General features: G+C 44.3%; 13 protein-coding genes and 5 tRNA genes. 3 read left to right on the forward strand and 15 right to left on the reverse strand.

All coding sequences use genetic code 11. From position 1 onward, the window contains the following. Positions 1 to 20 precede the first annotated feature (20 nt). The 5 genes from ccoN to IE103_RS02505 form a co-directional block, all read right to left on the reverse strand. Positions 21 to 1,460 carry a cytochrome-c oxidase, cbb3-type subunit I gene (gene ccoN / locus IE103_RS02485; protein ID WP_189344423.1) on the reverse strand — a complete coding sequence of 480 codons (1,440 nt, stop codon included), beginning with the start codon at positions 1,458 to 1,460 and terminating at the stop codon, positions 21 to 23. Positions 1,461 to 1,776: 316 nt separating this feature from the next. After that, positions 1,777 to 3,696 carry a SurA N-terminal domain-containing protein gene (locus IE103_RS02490; RefSeq protein ID WP_189344424.1) on the reverse strand — a complete coding sequence of 640 codons (1,920 nt, stop codon included), beginning with the start codon at positions 3,694 to 3,696 and terminating at the stop codon, positions 1,777 to 1,779. An 80-nt stretch (positions 3,697 to 3,776) separates the two neighbouring features. Continuing rightward, positions 3,777 to 3,853, reverse strand: a tRNA-Asp gene (locus IE103_RS02495). 21 nt (positions 3,854 to 3,874) lie between these two features. Beyond that, positions 3,875 to 3,950: transfer RNA gene (locus IE103_RS02500), tRNA-Val, on the reverse strand. A gap of 46 nt (positions 3,951 to 3,996) precedes the next feature. After that, positions 3,997 to 4,269, reverse strand: a complete 273-nt coding sequence (locus IE103_RS02505) for an HU family DNA-binding protein (protein ID WP_186889306.1) — start codon at positions 4,267 to 4,269, stop codon at positions 3,997 to 3,999. Positions 4,270 to 4,691: 422 nt separating this feature from the next. On the opposite strand from IE103_RS02505, the gene nadB reads away from it, so the two are divergent. Further along, positions 4,692 to 6,311, forward strand: a complete 1,620-nt coding sequence (nadB, locus tag IE103_RS02510) for an L-aspartate oxidase (protein ID WP_189345066.1) — start codon at positions 4,692 to 4,694, stop codon at positions 6,309 to 6,311. Positions 6,312 to 6,429: 118 nt separating this feature from the next. Here nadB and radA read toward each other — a convergent pair whose 3' ends face one another. Further along, a complete protein-coding gene (gene radA / locus IE103_RS02515; RefSeq protein ID WP_189344425.1) occupies positions 6,430 to 7,812 on the reverse strand; it encodes a DNA repair protein RadA in 1,383 nt (460 codons plus the stop codon). Positions 7,813 to 8,002: 190 nt separating this feature from the next. On the opposite strand from radA, the gene lplT reads away from it, so the two are divergent. Next, positions 8,003 to 9,265 (forward strand): lysophospholipid transporter LplT, encoded by a 1,263-nt coding sequence (gene lplT, locus IE103_RS02520; protein ID WP_189344426.1) that lies wholly within the window; start codon positions 8,003 to 8,005, stop codon positions 9,263 to 9,265. A gap of 11 nt (positions 9,266 to 9,276) precedes the next feature. Here the strand turns inward: lplT and IE103_RS02525 are convergent, their stop codons facing one another. From IE103_RS02525 to tsaB, 4 genes are all read right to left on the reverse strand, one after another. After that, positions 9,277 to 10,269, reverse strand: coding sequence for a DUF1853 family protein (locus IE103_RS02525; RefSeq protein ID WP_189344427.1), 993 nt, complete (start codon positions 10,267 to 10,269; stop codon positions 9,277 to 9,279). Between the two features lie 68 nt (positions 10,270 to 10,337). After that, entirely contained in the window at positions 10,338 to 11,084 is a 747-nt protein-coding gene (locus IE103_RS02530) for a uracil-DNA glycosylase family protein (protein ID WP_189344428.1), read from the reverse strand. Then, positions 11,081 to 11,596 carry a ribosomal protein S18-alanine N-acetyltransferase gene (rimI, locus tag IE103_RS02535; protein ID WP_189344429.1) on the reverse strand — a complete coding sequence of 172 codons (516 nt, stop codon included), beginning with the start codon at positions 11,594 to 11,596 and terminating at the stop codon, positions 11,081 to 11,083. The genes IE103_RS02530 and rimI overlap by 4 nt, the downstream gene beginning before the upstream one ends. After that, positions 11,593 to 12,279 (reverse strand): tRNA (adenosine(37)-N6)-threonylcarbamoyltransferase complex dimerization subunit type 1 TsaB, encoded by a 687-nt coding sequence (gene tsaB, locus IE103_RS02540; RefSeq protein WP_189344430.1) that lies wholly within the window; start codon positions 12,277 to 12,279, stop codon positions 11,593 to 11,595. Before tsaB ends, rimI begins: the two co-directional genes overlap by 4 nt. 100 nt (positions 12,280 to 12,379) lie before the next feature. On the opposite strand from tsaB, the gene IE103_RS02545 reads away from it, so the two are divergent. Continuing rightward, positions 12,380 to 12,811: a thioredoxin family protein gene (locus IE103_RS02545; RefSeq protein WP_189344431.1), complete on the forward strand. Its 432-nt coding sequence runs from the start codon at positions 12,380 to 12,382 to the stop codon at positions 12,809 to 12,811. 120 nt (positions 12,812 to 12,931) lie between these two features. Here the strand turns inward: IE103_RS02545 and IE103_RS02550 are convergent. The 5 genes from IE103_RS02550 to IE103_RS02570 form a co-directional block, all read right to left on the reverse strand. Beyond that, a tRNA-Arg gene (locus IE103_RS02550) sits at positions 12,932 to 13,008 on the reverse strand. A 202-nt stretch (positions 13,009 to 13,210) separates the two neighbouring features. Continuing rightward, positions 13,211 to 13,287, reverse strand: a tRNA-Arg gene (locus tag IE103_RS02555). A gap of 138 nt (positions 13,288 to 13,425) precedes the next feature. Continuing rightward, positions 13,426 to 15,303, reverse strand: coding sequence for a potassium transporter Kup (locus IE103_RS02560; RefSeq protein ID WP_189344432.1), 1,878 nt, complete (start codon positions 15,301 to 15,303; stop codon positions 13,426 to 13,428). 190 nt (positions 15,304 to 15,493) lie between these two features. Beyond that, positions 15,494 to 15,585: transfer RNA gene (locus IE103_RS02565), tRNA-Ser, on the reverse strand. Between the two features lie 105 nt (positions 15,586 to 15,690). Next, positions 15,691 to 16,941 (reverse strand): aspartate kinase, encoded by a 1,251-nt coding sequence (locus IE103_RS02570; protein ID WP_189344433.1) that lies wholly within the window; start codon positions 16,939 to 16,941, stop codon positions 15,691 to 15,693. Positions 16,942 to 17,435: the final 494 nt, after the last annotated feature.

Here is a 17,435-nt window from a genome sequence, read left to right on the forward strand (position 1 = left end):
CTCCTGATGATTACTCGAGATTAGGCGTGAGCCGAATGTGCTGGCAATGCAGGAATCGCATTGTTCACAGGTTTTGCGAGCATCATCGTTTTTGCAACGTTGTACACCATCAACAGCATACCGCTCAGATACAAGACGCCACCAACGAGACGAATCACATAGTATGGATAAGTCGCTTTTACAGACTCAACAAATGAGTAAGTCAAAGTACCGTCTTCATTCACTGCGCGCCACATTAAACCTTGCATCACCCCAGCAATCCACATCGCCGCGATATACAAAACGATACCAATCGTCGCAATCCAGAAATGCATTTCAATCAAACGCTTGCTATACATTTCTGTTTGACCAAACAGACGTGGAACGAGGTAATACAAACTACCGATAGAAATAAAGCCGACCCAACCCAAGGCACCGGAATGTACGTGACCAACAGTCCAATCAGTGTAATGTGAAAGTGCATTGACCGTCTTGATCGCCATCATTGGACCTTCAAAAGTAGACATACCGTAGAAGGACAAAGAAACAATTAAGAAACGCAAGATAGGATCTGAACGCAACTTACTCCAAGCACCAGACAAAGTCATGATACCGTTGACCATACCGCCCCATGAAGGTGCCAACAAGATCAAAGAGAACAACATACCAATCGACTGCGCCCAATCAGGCAATGCGGTGTAATGCAAGTGATGTGGACCCGCCCACATGTATGTAAAAATCAATGCCCAGAAGTGAACGATGGACAAGCGATAAGAGTAAACCGGACGACCAATTTGTTTTGGAACAAAGTAGTACATCATGCCCAAGAAACCAGCTGTCAAAAAGAAACCAACCGCGTTATGGCCGTACCACCATTGCACCATGGCATCTTGCACACCAGAATAAGCGGAATAAGATTTCATGAACGACACTGGCATCGCCGCACTATTGACGATATGCAGAACCGCTACCGCAACAATGAAGGCACCGAAAAACCAGTTCGCGACATAGATATGCTCTACTTTACGCTTAACGATCGTACCGAAGAAGACGATCGCGTAAGATACCCAAACTACCGCGATCAAAATATCGATAGGCCATTCCAATTCGGCATACTCTTTACCTTGAGTAAAACCCAGTGGCAGACTAACTGCAGCGGCAACAATCACCAATTGCCAGCCCCAGAACACGAACTCGATCAATGGTCCACCGAATAAACGCGCATTCGTAGTACGTTGAACAACGTAAAACGAGGTCGCAAATAAGGCGCAGCCACCAAAGGCAAAAATCACCGCATTGGTATGCAATGGACGCAATCGCCCATAGCTCAACCAAGAAATACCGGATAAAAATTCTGGCCAGGCAAGTTGAGTTGCAATCAATACGCCAACCAGCATACCGACTACGCCCCAAACTACTGCCATGACAGAAAATTGGCGAACAACTCTATAGTTGTAGGTGTTTTCATTGTTTATTGTCATGATCTCACTCGGTTAAAAAAATACAGTTGCAGGATAACAATCGTTCCTCAGAGCTACATTGATACAAATCAAATATAACCTGTATTGCAAAGCAACTTTTCATTGTTTTGAGGATTTGCCGAAGATAGCTGCCAAAACACCACAAATTCTTCGTAAATTTCAGTTTTCGAGATCAATTGAATATGCCACTTTTAGGATCGATCCGACGAAAATAACTTGTATTTTTACAACCACGACAAAGCTGGATGAATTATTCGATTAAACATAAAAAAAGCAGCCCTAAGGCTGCTTTTTTTTCAAACCAATCAATAAGATATCAAGGTGCGCTTGTAGTCGATTTCGCGTTCAAAGCTGTCTTGTTAATTTCAACTTTTGCCTTTTTCTTTAAGGCTTCCACAAAGCTGTAAATATCTTGTTGCGCCGCTGCATTCTCTAACTGTTGTGCCTCACTTGCACGACGAGCAGGATCTGGCGTGCCGGCCGCCACTTTGGCAATACGATACACACTATAGCCAACACCAGGCACATCGACACCAACAAATGTTGGCAATTTTGAGACGTCGGCTTTCATGATCGCCAATAAAGCATCATTGCTTAAATCGGCCTTCTTCAAGCGAGACACTGTCTTCACTTCAGAAAAATGATTGGCACTATCTGCCGATTTCAATGCAGCTAATTTTGCCTCACCATTTTTCTTCGCCAATGCCAAAGCCTCAACTTCTAACACCTTAGCCTGGATCAATGTTTTAACATCGTCAAATGGGCGCTTTGAGGCTGGCTTGTACTCAACAACGCGGCCAGATACAAGCGTATTTGGTGCGATTTCAATCGCCTCAATATTATTCTTTTTCTTTAACGCGTCATCAGAAAAAATCGCGCTCAAGAATTTCGGATTATTTGCGACCATGGTTGCTGGCATACCTGGAATAGGCTGACGATTTAAGTTTGAAACCTTCTCGATTTTCAACTTCAATTTATCAGCGACTGCTTGCAAACTGTCAGCTTGCTCATCTACGGTATTGGTAAAAGTCTCAGCTGCTTCAGCATAGGCTTTCGTTGCTTTCTGCTTCTTAATATCGCTAATCAACTGCGCCTTCACTTCTTCCAACGGCTTCACAGCAGCTGGCTTAATCGCTGTCAATTGAATGATATGAATACCGAAATCGGTTTGCACCAAACCACTAATTTCACCTTCTTTGAGTTTGAATGCCGTTTCATCAAACGCCTTAACCATCGCGCCGCGCGCAAAGAAATCTAAGTCACCACCACGCTCAGCAGAGCCCGGATCTTGTGAATTTTCTTTCGCTAACTTTGCAAATTGTGACGGATCTTTACGCACCTGCGCCAACAAGGCTTCTGCCTTCGCCTTCACATTTTTTGTTTCGTCTGCAGAAGCATCTTTTTTCAAATTCAGCAGAATGTGGCTCGCACGACGCAATTCATCTGTCGAATAATTTTTCATGTTTTGATCGTAATGCGCTTTAACTTCAGCATCAGCAACCACAATATGCTCTGCCAACACGTCGTTACTGAGTACGACATATTCAGCATTGACCAACTCTGGAATTTCAAATTGTTTTGCGTTCTTATCGTAATAAGCACGCAACATCTCATCAGTGATCTTGATTGAAGCAGCAAAATCTTTCGCATTAAAATTAAGCGCTTGAACTTCGCGCTCTTGCTCTGAGATTAGCGCAATGCGATTCGCAATTGTTTTAGAACTGATCGCCGTATTTTGAACCGCACCAATTAACTGCTGCATGGTCATATCTTGGCGCAAACTTGCCTCGTACATCACAGGTGTCATGCCTTGCATCGCTAACAAACTTTTATAGCGCTCTCCGTCAAAAGAGTTGTCCTCTTTCTTCAATCCTGGCGTCTCCAAAATAGTTTGTTGCAATACTTGGTCAGATACGGTCAATTTACTCTTCACGGCTTCTGCAGTCAGTGCTTTTCGAGCGATCAAATCATCTAACACATTTTGGCGCGCTTCTGGCGTGTTCAACATCTGCGCATCGAATTCAGGCCCATAAGCTTGTTTCAAACGATCGAGTTGATTACTCAAAGCTTGATCAAATTCTTGTTGACTAATAGCTTGACCAGCGACCGTCGCGACATTGGTTCTCACATCGCGTTGCGTGAAACTTTCAATACCAAAGAAGGCAAATGAAGGGAAAATAATCACCAACAGCACGCCTTGCATGATGCGTTTATGGGTACGGATATACTCAAACATGATTGACCAATCAATTCGAAAATTTACGACAAAAAAAATAAATATAAAAAAAGGCGAACAGATGTTCGCCTTTTAGATGTTGGCGGAGCGGACGGGGCTCGAACCCGCGACCCCCGGCGTGACAGGCCGGTATTCTAACCAACTGAACTACCACTCCAAATTCTTGCTGTTTTATGTCTGGTGGGCGCTGAGAGGCTCGAACTCCCGACCTAAGCCTTGTAAGGGCTCCGCTCTACCAACTGAGCTAAGCGCCCGACATTAAAACGATTTGAGACCTGCCGAGGCAAATCACGAAGAACATTAGTTTACCGCATCTTTCAAAGCTTTGCCAGGCTTAAATTTAGGAACCTTAGCAGATTTGATTTTAATCGCTTCACCAGTACGTGGGTTACGACCTGTACGCGCAGCACGCTTGCCTACAGAAAAAGTACCAAAGCCAACCAAGGTCACGGTGCCGTTTTTCTTCAATGTTGTTTTAACTGCAGCAATCATTGCGTCCAATGCACGAGCAGATGCTGCTTTAGACAAATCAGCAGATTTAGCGATATGGTCGATCAATTCAGTTTTATTCACTTACGGTCCCCTCACAAAAAATTAAGACTACGATGATATTTCGACTTTTTAATTCAACCCGCAATCAGCATGCGGGTTAGCGGAAATTTTGCATCCGGTATTAGATCAATTCGATCCGCATTGTGTCAAGCAGTTTGCTAGCTTTTTTGAATTCCATTAAAAAAAAACAGAAAAAACCTGCAAACAATGATCAGCAAACATTAGAAAAGCGATTGAAATAAAAGTTCAACATGATCTTGGCACCCAATTCATACACAAAAAAACGAAGCCATACCGACTCTTAATGCAACCATAAAATTAATCAAAGTCACTGAATATCCAACTCAGTCATCTGCGGCATGCACATGGACAACAAAAATCGCATATAGTTAAGCCCTTTTTCGTTTTAATTTTCGTTTTAATTTATACGGTTTATTCTCATGATGAAATTTGATGTCGCCATTGTTGGAAGTGGTTTAGCAGGATTATCGGTTGCCTTGCATCTAGCGAAGACCCATAAAGTCGCTATCATTTCCAAACGCACACTGCTCGATGGCGCAAGCAATTGGGCGCAAGGCGGGATCGCAGCGGTACTAGACTCGCACGACAGTCATGAGCAACATATCTCCGATACGATTATTGCAGGTGGCGGCTTGTGTGACGAAGCAGCGACCAGAGCGATCATTGAGCAAGGCCGAGCGGCAATAGACTGGCTGATTGAACAAGGTGTCCCTTTCACCAAAGATCAACATGCAGAACTTGGTTTTCACCTGACACGCGAAGGCGGCCACAGCCAAAGAAGAATTATTCACGCAGCTGACGCAACCGGACATGCGGTACAAGTCACGCTCGAGCAGCTGGTTAGAAACCATCCGAACATCAGTTTATTTGAACATCATTATGCAATTGATGTCATCACTTCAAGCAAGATCGGCGATACATCTGCGACTCCACGTTGCCTTGGCTTATATGTGCAAGATGTAAAAACTGGCGCCGTCCACACTTTCGCCGCACAACATACTGTGATGGCAACTGGCGGCGCGGGCAAAGTTTATTTATACACGACCAATCCAGACACCGCTACTGGTGACGGTATCGCGATGGCATGGCGCGCCGGCTGTCGCGTCTCCAATATGGAGTTTATGCAATTTCATCCTACCTGTTTGTATCATCCTTACGCTAAATCCTTTTTGGTGACAGAGGCTGTGCGTGGTGAAGGTGGCATTTTGAAATTACCACCCGAAGCGGGTGCTGCTGCTGGCACAAGATTCATGTTAGCGCACGATGAACGCGCAGAGCTTGCACCAAGGGATGTAGTTGCACGAGCGATCGATTTTGAAATGAAAAAACGCGGGCTCGATTATGTTGAACTCGACATCAGTCATCAGCCACCAGAATTTTTAAAAGAACACTTCCCAACGATTTATGCGCGCTGCTTAGAATTAGGCATCGACATCACCAAGCAAGCGATTCCAGTCGTGCCGGCTGTTCATTTTACCTGCGGCGGCGTCGTCACCGACACTTTAGGGCGCACCGACATTCCTGCCCTATATGCAGTTGGTGAAACCGCTTACACTGGCTTACATGGAGCGAATCGCTTAGCAAGCAATTCGCTGTTGGAGTGTTTAGTCGTTGGCAAAGCCGCAGCGCAACACATCAGTGAACAAGAATATTTTGAGATTCCAGACTTACCTGCCTGGGACGAGAGCCGTGTATCGGATGCAGATGAAGAGGTGGTCATCGCCAATAACTGGGACGAATTGCGTCGCTTCATGTGGAATTATGTCGGGATTGTGCGCACCACCAAACGTCTAGAGAGAGCAAAACACCGCATCAAGCTACTCAAAGAAGAAATTGACGAGTACTACGCAAATTTCCGTATTTCGAATAATTTATTAGAACTGCGCAATCTAGTAGAAGTCGCTTCACTCATCGTCAATAGCGCTTTATCACGTCGTGAAAGTCGTGGTTTACACTTTAGTAGAGACTACCCAAATACACTTCCTAAGGCATTGCCAACCGTACTTTCACCAAAACAAAAAGTAAAAGCGCCAAAGAAATAATTAGTAGGTAAACACCGCACTGAAATCTGACTTATTTAAAACAGCGTAAATCATTGCACACAAAGATTTACGCTGTTATTTGCGCTGTTCTTGGCTCAAAAATACATCAATCACTGAATCAATCCACCAGCCCATCAACGTCACGGATTTTATTCAAGGCCTCATCAATGCGATCGACCGCAATGATTTGCAAGCCTTCTATTTTCTGTTTCGGAGCATTTGATTTCGGGATCATCGCAATCGAAAAACCCAATTTCGCAGCCTCGCGTAATCGCTCTTGTCCGCGCGGCGCGGGACGAATTTCACCTGCTAAACCAACTTCTCCAAACACCACTAAACCTCGCGGCAATGGCTTATTTCGCATAGAGGAATTAATCGCCAACAATACCGCTAAATCTGCTGCCGGCTCAGTAATTTTGACACCGCCAACCGCATTAATAAACACATCTTGATCAAACGCGGCGACACCGGCGTGACGGTGTAATACAGCGAGCAGCATCGCCAAACGATTTTGCTCTAGGCCAACCGATAATCGCTTAGCATTGGGTGCATGCGAGGTATCAACCAGCGCTTGAATTTCAACAAGCAGCGGACGCGTGCCCTCTTGTGTGACCATGACACAAGAACCTGGAACTTGAGCATCATGCTGCGATAAAAATAAAGCAGACGGATTCGAAACACCTTTTAATCCACGCTCGGTCATTGCAAATACGCCCAATTCATTCACCGCGCCAAAACGATTTTTTATCGCGCGAACTAGGCGAAAACTCGAATGCGTATCACCTTCAAAATACAACACTGTATCGACGATATGCTCCAACACCCGAGGTCCAGCCAACGCCCCCTCTTTTGTCACATGCCCCACCAAAATCATGGTGACGTTCATGGTCTTTGCGAGCCTAGTTAGCTGCGCTGCGCATTCTCGCACTTGTGCCACTGAACCTGGCGCGGAACTTAAGGCATCCGAATACATGGTTTGAATCGAGTCGATTACCACCACTTGCGGCTTATGTTCAGCAAGTGTGTTGAGCACTTTTTCCAGTTGAATCTCAGCCTGCAAAGATAGGTTTTTTGCATCCACAGCAAGTCGCTTTGCACGCAAGGCAATTTGAGCGCCAGACTCTTCACCGCTTACATAAAGCACTTTCTTGAACTTGCTCAAATTCGATAAGGCTTGCAGTAGCAAAGTCGACTTACCGATACCAGGGTCTCCGCCAATCAGTACAACGCCACCAGGCACCAAGCCACCGCCCAAGACTCGGTCAAATTCTTCAATATCGGTACCAAAGCGAGGAATGTCTTGCGCTTCGATATCAGCCAAATTCAACACTGGAGAAGCCTGCGCTAGACCTTGATATTTATTCGAATAACGATTGCCGCCATCCTCGACCAAAGTTTCGACTAAGGTATTCCATTGCTGGCACGAAGGACACTGCCCAGCCCATTTACTTTGCACACCACCACATTCTGTACAGGTGTAATTTGTTTTTTGTTTAGCCATTTGAATTGCAGATTTTTTGATGCGAAATGTTGATCAATGGTGGTAAAAGAAAATACTGATATTTTACTCAGTATTGCTGGTTTATTACATCGATTGATTGTCGCATTTCAATAAATCCTGCCTTGTTTCATGGTATAAAGCATGCCTGCTAGACAAAGCAAATTAAAAAAAGCAAAGGTCAACAGAACGAATGAAACGCGGTTTTTATACAATTATGGCGGCGCAGTTTTTCTCGTCGCTTGCAGATAACGCTCTGCTGATCGCAGCGATTGCATTACTAGTTACGATGGAGGCTCCGTTATGGATGACTCCACTGCTGAAATGGAGTTTTGCACTGTCTTACGTGCTCTTAGCCGCTTTCGTTGGTGCATTTGCTGACTCGCGGCCTAAGGGTAAAGTGATGTTTTTTACCAACTTAATTAAAATTATTGGCTGTGGCTTAATGTTCTTTAATGTCCACCCAGTGATTGCTTATGGCGTGGTGGGCTTTGGCGCTGCGGCCTACTCCCCAGCCAAGTACGGCATCCTAACTGAACTGCTGCCTGCGGAAAAATTAGTCGCGGCAAATGGTTGGATCGAAGGCCTAACAATTAGCTCTATCATTCTTGGGGTCGTGTTAGGCGGTAAGTTAGTTGACCCACAAATTTCCGCCAAATTATTAAGCTTTGATTTTCCTATTGTTGATGTAGGAATTACCACAACCAACCAATCAGCGCTATGCGCTATCACTATTTGCTATGTTATCGCGGCGATTTTTAATCGCTACATTCCCGATACCGGCGCCAGATATCAGCAACAAAAATCCAATCCAGTTTGCCTACTGAAAGACTTCGCACACTGCTCAATCAAGCTATGGCGCGATAAGCTTGGGCAAATTTCACTCGCCGTCACTACGCTATTTTGGGGTGCGGGCGCGACTTTGCAGTATTTGGTATTGAAATGGGCAGAAGTAAATTTGCATATGCCACTGAACAAAGGCAGTGAACTACAAGGGGTGTTTGCAGTCGGCATCGCAATTGGTGCGCTGTTTGCAGCACGCATTGTTCCGCTAAAGAAATCGCTGTCCGTTATGCCACTGGGCGTATTAATGGGCTTGGTAGTTACCACCATGATTTTCGTCAAAAACGTTTGGCTTGCGTATCCATTACTCATTTTTATCGGCGGCTTAGCGGGCTTTTTTGTGGTGCCAATGAATGCTTTACTTCAACATCGTGGTCACGTATTAATGAGTGCGGGTCATTCAATCGCTGTGCAAAACTTTAATGAGAACTTATCCATTCTCGTTTTACTTTCCATTTACGCGATTATGGTGTCCTTAGATTTATCGACCAATGTCGTGATCGTCATCTTCGGTTTATTTGTTGCATCCACCATGTATGCGGTGATGCTAAAACATAAGGCGAATCAAAAAATATTTGATTCAATTGCTTTAATCGGCGAAGAAAAACACTAGGCAAAAACAACTTATCGCTGAATTTGGCCTGCTTTGTCAGGCCAATCATTCGGCACCACCATGCCGCGACAAAATTCCTGCATTAAATCACCATTCTTTTTCATGATTGCCACCAATACTGGTGTTGAATCGGTATGGAAATAACGTTGTAAAGTATCGAGTATCATACTTTTATCCATCACCTCATCAGCCGAAACTTGTGCGGGCGCCAACCATTGCAAACGTTCTAATTTCAAAGCATAGGGAATCGCAAGTTGCTCAAACTCAGCTAAAGTCCACCAAAACCCTAAACAGTGATTTGCAGCCACACCAGAAACGACGCGTTTAGGTTCTGAACTGCGATAAAACAGCCAACCTTTTACCAAAGCCCGCGCTGCAATAATTCGAGATTGAACTAGTTTTCTGGCAGCCTCATGCTGCGACAAAGTTAACTGCCGTTGCAAGATTTTTTGCATCTTCGCTCCCAAACTATCATTCAAATTGGGACCTAAATAATCATACACGCTTGGCGCACTTGGACTTGCTTGAAGAGGAGAGTTCGTTGACGACGCTTGTCGCAAATGAGAAGACTTAGGCAGTTGCTGCTGAAATAAATAAAACTTTGTCGCTAATTCTAGGTGTAGCAATCCACCTTGTGCAAACAATAGGTAGTCGAATTCACCTATGGTTTCAGCTTTGTCGTTATGAACTTGCAAACCATGCGCATACAAAAGTCCTTCATGACTAAAATAATAGGTCAGCAAATTTTCGGCGTAATGTCCAAGCCTTAAGAATCGATGGATTTTCAAGGCCTCGTGCAGAGGACTTGGATGCGCGTCAAGATGAAATAACCAATTGCGCAATTGATTGTAATCAGGCACATCAAGTGAGCCTAATTGTCGCCACCAGATCGCAGAATCTTTATCCAATAAATCAGGAGAGGTAATCAACCAAGCTAGGGCACGCACGTGTTGATCATTTAACTGCCACCATTCTCTATGAAATTGTTCTTGAAAAGTATTCATCGCTCGCCCCTACCCTAGAAAGTGACACTTCAATAAAAATGCACCAAGCTATACGCACTGCCAAGCATTTAAAGAATTTTACGGAGTCTACAGAGATCTGCCCATACTTCCGACTTTAACTTCGGATTCAATAATATTGCCTCAGAACTATAAGTAACAATAACAGGAATATCTTGATAACTGTGTTGCATCTTGCGCAAACCAGCAAATTCAGGAGCATCATCAAGCGCCAGTAAAGCTGAAGCAGCAGTCTCACCAAATAGCAACAATGCGCGCGCTTGTGTTAGGCGAATCTCTTGCTCTAAGAAGTGCTTGCATGATGCAATATCCGACGAGGATATTTGCGATCTTGAGGAGTCCTCATGCGGTGCTCTTGCCTTCAGCACTGACGTTCTACGAACGCGGATATCGCGTTGATCGCTTAGCGCTCTGGCGATATTATCGAACAATTTCTCAGAGAGATTAATTTCTGCTGGCGCAGCGAATTCAGTAACCAACAGTACATCGAACGCTTCAACCCCAACGTCCCGACCAGCAGGAAGCTGCGTTGTTTTTCCTAGCAGTCCGCACTGCGAACATGCTTCACACTGTCGAATGCCGTCTTGCAGCATTTCCCAAGAATCAGGTTTTTCATGACGAATTTCTTCAGCAATTGTAGACCCGCCATCAGCTATCTGAACACCCGCATTAATTGCTGTGTGCGTGACCGTTTCAACGATCACTTCGGTGCTCGTGTCTGCGCCTAAGAATCGCTCCTGCCAAATCTCGCCGATACCTAAATTTTGTAGATAGTAGTTGCGAAGATCATTCATCATGATTCATTCTGAATAGAGTTATTATTGGTCGGAACCGCAATACGCATCACGATTGCATCCTCTCTTAATCCATCTTGTGCAGGGTAATATCCCTTACGACGCCCGATTTCCTCAAATCCAAATCGCTGATACACCGAGATTGCTCGATGATTACTCACACGAACTTCGAGCATGATGGAAACAAACTGCTTCTCGCTCGCAATCTGCAACATTTTCTTCAACAAAATATAGGCGTACCCTAATTTTTGTTTTTTCGCGTGAACAGCAAAGGTCAGCAAATGAAATTCATCAACCACTGGCATTAAAAAGAAATAGGCGACCAACTCCCCCTGATCATCACGAATCCCGTATGCCTCGTGCGCATTTTGCAAAGTATCGACAAAATTCCCATAAGTCCATGGATGGGTATAGACCGCCTGTTCAATCGCCAAAACTTCATCCAAATCATCTAAACCGAGAACACAAAACTGGTATTTGGCAAATTCTGCAATTGACTGAATGTTTCCACTCATATCGCATTCGCCAAAACACGTTCTGCCGTAGTTAACGCCACTTTATTTCTCAAATAAAGTGGTTGTGCTTGCGAGGCATCGACTTGCAAACCTAATTGCAAATGTCTCTCAGCAATACTTGCAATGTATTTTGCATGCGGCATTTCTGTCACATGTGGCAATTCATTTGCATGACTCGGCAAATCTAATCCATGCCCAAGCACAAGCTTAGTCGCATGATTTTTCGCATAGACCAACACATGCTCTAACACATTTAAATCTGGTGCATGTAACTCTCGCCAATCGCCATCATGCCATTGGTAATGTGCCCAATAAACTTCGGACATACGCGCATCCAAACAACAAACTACATTCTCTACGCGATGATGCATTCTTGCAGCCTCAGCCATCGCCAGCAGGCTAACCACCGGCAACACAGGAAGCTGTAAACCAAAGGCCAATCCTTGCACAACTCCGCACGCGGTGCGTACACCCGTGAAAGCGCCAGGACCACAACCAAAAGCAATTGCGTTCAATTGGTTGATACCAATTCCAGCCTGCTGCAATAATTCTTGTACAGCAGGCAGCAAGCCAAAAGAATGGGTTTGAACACCAGTCAAATCACGTTGCGTAATTTGCTGACCAGAAATTAAAGCAACTGAAGCCAGATCAGTTGAAGTTTCGAGAGCTAAGAGGATCGTCATTCCGCTATTTTACCGCGTACTTCGGCTAGAAGCACCGGATTTGCGTCAGATTAAAGCCGCCCAATACAAGCATAAACTTTGATCGGTTAAAATAAAGCCTATGAATACTCAAACTTATATCAGCGATGATTTGGTCGCAATTCAAAGCAAACTAAAAGAAAGTCCATGGTTGATTACCTGTCTTTGTGCAGCGTGGTGTGGAACTTGCAAATCCTATCGCGAGGCATTTGATTTATTACAGAATGCACATCCAGAGAAGTGCTTTGCATGGATAGATATTGAAGATCACGCAGACTTAGTCGATGCGCTTGATATTGAGAACTTCCCAACAATCTTAATTCAGTATGAAAGCAAACTTCTGTTCTTAGGGACGATGCTTCCAGATGCCAATCTAGTCAATCGTCTCATCTCATCTTTGGATGATAGCCTGCAACGACTTGGACTCGATCAAACACCGAGCACAATTCAAAATTCCGACTACCCACTTCCAGCAAACTGGAGCCTAAGAGAATTAATTGAGAGAATTGATTAAGAAAATTAACTAACAACCCGCAAACAACAAGGCAGTCAATGCAGCATGAAGAAGGTGCTCACTGCTTTTTAATCGCCCAAACGAAAAAAGGGATTAGATTTTCATCTAATCCCTCAAATCTGGTGCGGCTGGCAGGAATCGAACCCACGACCCCTTGGTTCGTAGCCAAGTACTCTATCCAGCTGAGCTACAGCCGCGAAGAACAAGATTATAGCAGAACAAAATACAAATATGAAGCGTTTTGCCTAAGAATTTCATCCAAGCAAGTACAAACACACTAGATTTTTATCCTTAGCGAAAGCCATCAGCATGTTCTGGCATCCCATCAAGCAACTCAAATCACAGAACTAGAGCTAGATACGAAAAAAGGGGTTAGATTTTCATCTAACCCCTTAAATCTGGTGCGGCTGGCAGGAATCGAACCCACGACCCCTTGGTTCGTAGCCAAGTACTCTATCCAGCTGAGCTACAGCCGCGAAGAACAAGATTATAGCATAGCAATTTGGTTTTTATAAGTCCCGTTCAATAATTCATACCTAAATCAATTAAAGTCTAATTTCGAACTGACAAATACACATCGAATAAAGCTCTTAATCGATAGGATCGCAGCCATTTTAAATTTCAACTTGCGCACCAACTTCGATTACGCGATTACTCGGAATTTGATAATAATCTGCGGCATCCCTTGCGTTTCTGGACATCGTCACAAACAAGCCTTCACGCCACATCGCCATCCCACCTCCAGGACTAGAAATAATAGTCTGACGAGAAATAAAGTAAGAAGTCTCCAATGGCTCAAACTCTAAGCCAAACGGTGCGCACAATGCCAACGCATTTGGAATATCTGGTTCATTTTTGAACCCATAGTAGACATCAACTTGAAAGCAGTTATTTTTTAGGTCAGTCACCTTGATTCGCTCTGAAAAAGGCACCCAAGGGATTTCTCGATTGTGCAAAGTAATAAAAACAACCCGTTCATGCAAAATCTTATTATGAGAAAGATTGTGCAGTAAGGCGTGCGGCACGCCATCAGCCTCACCACGAAGAAATACGGCAGTACCAGCAACTCTTACCGGAGGAGAAATAAACAAAGACTCCAAAAACTCTTCCAACGGAATCGCATGCTTCTTCAAATTATCAAACACGAGCGAACGTCCACGACGCCATGTCAACATCACTACACAAATGCCGAAACCAAGCGCAATCGGGAACCAACCGCCACTGAAGAACTTCATCGCGTTCGACGAGAACAAAGAAATATCAATCAATAAGAAAAAGGAAGTCGAAGCGATACACAACGCAAGGTTATATTTCCAACCATAGCGGATGACGAAGAAGGTCAAAATAGAAGTCACCAGCATCGTGCCCGTATTCGCAATACCGTATGCCGATGCCAAATTAGAAGCTGACCCAAAGCCGATCACCGCACCAACCACTGCTGCCAATTGCAACCAATTCACAACTGGAATATAGATCTGCCCAATCTCTTTCGATGAGGTATGAATAATTTTCATACGAGGTAAGAATCCAAGCGAAATTGCCTGCTTGGTCATAGAAAATGCGCCTGAAATCGTCGCTTGCGATGCAATCACCGCTGCCATCGTCGACAACACAACCAGGGGATAGATACTCCAATCACCCAATTGATTAAAAAATGGATTAGAAACAGCCGTCGGCTCAATCATCAGCAAGGCGCCCTGCCCCAAATAATTCAAACCCAAAGCAGGAAACACAATCAAGAACCATGCGGTACGTATCGGTTTTGCACCAAAATGTCCCATGTCAGCATACAAGGCTTCGGAACCAGTAAAAGCAAGTACAACAGCACCCAGCGCAATGAAAGCAGCCCAACGGTGATAATACAAAAACTCGAGTGCATGGATAGGATTAAACGCTTCCAAAATCGCCGGCACGCGCAAAATATTGTAGATTCCCATTGCCGCCAAAACCGCAAACCACAACACCATGACTGGCCCAAAAAATTTGCCAATAGTGGCCGTGCCTCTAGACTGAACCGCATACAAAGCGATCAAAATCACTAAAGTAATCGGCACCACAAAAGGCTTGAGCGCTGGAGTCGCAACTTTGATCCCCTCAATCGCCGACAACACGGTCATTGCCGGTGTCACCACGCCGTCACCATAAAATAATGAAGCCCCTATCACCCCCAAAATCACCAGAGGAAAATACATTTTAGAGTTCTTACCAACCGACTCCAAAGTCAGTGCAGCCAGCGCCATTATCCCGCCTTCGCCACGATTGTTCGCACGCAGGACTAACGTTACGTACTTTAAAGAGACGATAAAAATTAGCCCCCAAAGAATCAGCGACACAATTCCTAATATGTTTTCAGGGGTTAAAGACAAACCATGCTTGTGATCAAACACTTCTTGCATGGTATATAAAGGACTAGTACCGATATCGCCGTAAACGATACCGATCGCAGCTAATGTCAGCGCAGACAAGCTGCTCTTGGTGTGATCGTGAGCCAATTGAATTCCCTGTTATTATTGGTGCATTGCACAATAGACGAAGCCCAAATGAATTTCAAGACAGATTTACTGAAAAAAGACAGCGTACACGCAAAATAATTTTTTGTAAGCCAATTTTTGCAAGCTAACAAATGCAAACCAACAAAAGAAAAATGCCCGCTTAACTTTCATTAAGCGGGCACCAATTCTTTGGCGGAGACGGTGAGATTCGAACTCACGATCCAGGTTACCCCAGATGCTTCCTTAGCAGGGAAGTGCCTTCGGCCACTCGGCCACGTCTCCACACTCTCACAATGCAAAATTGCATCACAAGCGAGAACGAGATCATAGCGGGTACTTCATCTTTGGTCAACTACCCACAACGAAAAACTCGCTCGTAATGACGAATTACGCAGCTTCCAACTCAAATGCCTTATGCAAAGCACGTACTGCCAACTCCATATATTTCTCATCAATCAAAACTGAGATTTTGATTTCAGATGTAGAAATCATTTGGATATTAATTCCTTCGTCAGACAAAGTACGGAACATCTGAGATGCGATCCCAACATGGCTACGCATACCAACCCCCACCACAGATACTTTGGATACTTTGGAATCACCAATAATATTTCCTGCGCCAATATGCTCTTTCACACTCGCGTTTAATACATCCATCGCTTTGTTGTAATCACCACGTGGCACCGTAAAGGTGAAATCTGTTTTGCCGTCGACTGATTGATTTTGAATGATCATATCAACTTCGATGTTGGCATCAGCAATCGGACCAAGAATTTGAAAGGCAATACCTGGCTTATCTGGTACGCCAAACACAGTCAATTTTGCTTCATCACGATTAAATGCGATGCCAGTAATAGTGGCTTGTTCCATATTTGTATCTTCCTCAAACGAAATCAGGGTACCGGAGACGATCTCTTCGGCTAATGGCATTAATGGGTCAGTTAATGATGACAAAACGCGAGTAGGCATACGGTAATTTCCAGCAAACTCCACAGAGCGGATCTGCAGCACTTTGGAGCCCAACGATGCCATTTCCAACATTTCTTCAAACGTGACCGTGTTTAACTTACGCGCATCTGAAACGACGCGAGGATCGGTTGTATAAACGCCGTCAACATCGGTATAAATGAGACATTCTTGTGCTTTTAACGCAGCAGCGATTGCTACTGCAGAAGTGTCCGAACCACCGCGTCCCAACGTTGTAATATTGCCTAGCTCATCAACACCTTGGAAACCAGTGATGATGACAATTTTACCTTCGGCTAAATCCGCATTCACTTTCGCATCGTCAATAGAAGCAATGCGCGCCTTTGTATAAGACGAATCGGTCTTAATCGGTACTTGCCATCCGGCATAAGAAACTGCCTGCTTACCTAATGCTTGCAATGCAATCGCCAGCAATCCGACAGATACTTGCTCTCCAGTTGAGGCAATCATATCGAGTTCACGGGGATTGGGGTCTGCCATAATTTCTTTAGCTAACCCGATGATTCGATTCGTTTCGCCTGACATAGCAGACGGTACAACGACGATTTGGTAACCTGCATCATGCCATTTGGCGACGCGCTTAGCGACATTCTTGATGCGATCCGTGGACCCCATCGAAGTACCGCCATATTTGTGGACAATTAAAGCCATAACATTTCAAGAAGAGTGACGAAAAAGGGATAAATGCGAGAAAAAGAACGCATGACTTTACATGTTGCTCTGCAAAATAACAAGGCGCGATCGCCTATTTTTTAAGCGAGAATCGCACCGAAAAATTCAGAAGTGAAGAAAATTCTTAGAAAACCCAATCAAAATAAACAATCATTCTGTCATTTTTCTAGAAATGAAAATTTACATGAGCAGCCCAAACAGGACACCAAATAAAGCCACACCAAGGGCTTTATTAGATTTTATAGGAAGTTAGACGAAAATAAGATAGTAAAGCCGCTTAATACATCGACAAAACGGCCTCAATTTAGCTATAAAAGACTTTCATTCTCGGGAGAGTTCAAGCTTAAAAAGGAAATTTTTACATAACTAAAACAAATATCGATATAAGCAAAGAATTGCAGTGCATGAACGATGCAAAAATTGATGCAGACATCGACGAGTGTCGAAACTTAGCGCGCACATCAGATTTGACC

Source organism: Affinundibacterium macrobrachii (assembly GCF_014652415.1).
Taxonomy (GTDB): Bacteria; Pseudomonadota; Gammaproteobacteria; order Burkholderiales; family Burkholderiaceae_D; genus Undibacterium; species Undibacterium macrobrachii.

Bases quoted from the DNA above. Each gene is read 5' to 3' on its own strand.
- IE103_RS02490 (WP_189344424.1), bottom strand. From the start codon at position 3,696: ATGTTTGAGTATATCCGTACCCATAAACGCATCATGCAAGGCGTGCTG.
- lplT (WP_189344426.1), top strand. From the start codon at position 8,003: ATGAAACGCGGTTTTTATACAATTATGGCGGCGCAGTTTTTCTCGTCG.
- IE103_RS02530 (WP_189344428.1), bottom strand. From the start codon at position 11,084: ATGATGAATGATCTTCGCAACTACTATCTACAAAATTTAGGTATCGGC.
- ccoN (WP_189344423.1), bottom strand. From the start codon at position 1,460: ATGACAATAAACAATGAAAACACCTACAACTATAGAGTTGTTCGCCAA.
- rimI (WP_189344429.1), bottom strand. From the start codon at position 11,596: ATGAGTGGAAACATTCAGTCAATTGCAGAATTTGCCAAATACCAGTTT.
- IE103_RS02525 (WP_189344427.1), bottom strand. From the start codon at position 10,269: ATGAATACTTTTCAAGAACAATTTCATAGAGAATGGTGGCAGTTAAAT.
- IE103_RS02545 (WP_189344431.1), top strand. From the start codon at position 12,380: ATGAATACTCAAACTTATATCAGCGATGATTTGGTCGCAATTCAAAGC.
- IE103_RS02570 (WP_189344433.1), bottom strand. From the start codon at position 16,941: ATGGCTTTAATTGTCCACAAATATGGCGGTACTTCGATGGGGTCCACG.
- nadB (WP_189345066.1), top strand. From the start codon at position 4,692: ATGAAATTTGATGTCGCCATTGTTGGAAGTGGTTTAGCAGGATTATCG.
- tsaB (WP_189344430.1), bottom strand. From the start codon at position 12,279: ATGACGATCCTCTTAGCTCTCGAAACTTCAACTGATCTGGCTTCAGTT.
- radA (WP_189344425.1), bottom strand. From the start codon at position 7,812: ATGGCTAAACAAAAAACAAATTACACCTGTACAGAATGTGGTGGTGTG.